Genomic DNA, 1,102 nt, shown 5'->3' on the forward strand with positions numbered 1-1,102 from the left:
GAATATTTCAAATCCCATCCTGAAGCATTCCAAGTCAAGCCGCTATCAAAATAATCATTTAACGGCATGAGTTTCAAAGAAAAAGAGCCGTAGCTCAAGGCCGTCTGAACGCAGTACATATAATGAAACACATTCTTTACTGGCTGGGTGGTTTTGCCGTCACCCTCGGCATATTCCAATACTACGAAACCCATCGCTATTCCGAAGACCAGCTCATCTATGCCCAACCGCCACAAAATCGTTCTGCCGTTGCCGATTTTGACGCTTTGGCGTATTTAAACTTCCTCCGCGCCTCAGCCAATCTGCCCGCACTGGCGCACTCAGCCACACTCGAACGTGCCGCGCGCAATCATGCCCGCTATCTGCTGCAAAACCCTGACGACGGACATGACGAACACAATACACACAATCCCTTTTATACAGGCCCACGCCCATCAGACCGCACGCGCAAAGCCGGTTATGCCTATAAAGGCGTGCACGAAAACGTCAGCACCGGCCAGCATCCGCCAAACGAAAAAATCAACAGCCATCTACCTGCCCAACATCAGCTGGATAATCTGATGACGGCGATTTACCACCGTCTCTCCTTACTCGATCAAAATATCGACGAGGCCGGAGCCGCATTTGAATCGCAAGGCAAACAAATCGCGCTGAGCATCAATCAGGGCGACAGCAGATTCAACAGCCTCTGCCAAAAAAACCGCCCCCTCTCCGACCTCAGCCGCTCGTTTTATCAAGATGCCTGTCATGGCCATTCCATTGTTTATGCGGATGAAATCTCCAACCGCAAATTCCGGCCTTACATCACCTATCCGCAAGGCAACTTCGCTTTACCGGTTTTCCATGGCGAACGTCCCGACCCTATGCCTCATTATGAAATGACCGGCAATCCGGTCAGCATCGCGTTCTCAGAACAATCGCCTCCGGTCAAAATGCGTTCGTTCAAACTGTATCAGGACACAAAAGAAATCAGAGACGTCAAAATATTAGATAAAGATAATGACCCAAACCGCCTCCTGACCGACCGCCAATTTGCGCTGTTTCCTTTACAGCCATTGGAATACGACACCGACTACCGTGCCGTGTTCGAATACCGTCAAAA

General features: G+C 50.0%; 1 protein-coding gene. It reads left to right on the plus strand.

What is annotated here, in order from left to right:
• Positions 1-122: 122 nt before the first annotated feature.
• On the plus strand, positions 123-1,102 hold a 980-nt coding region (locus ACTHS3_RS14070; protein ID WP_440368260.1), incomplete at its 3' end, for a CAP domain-containing protein.

It is taken from the genome of Neisseria sp. P0009.S007, from assembly GCF_051962515.1.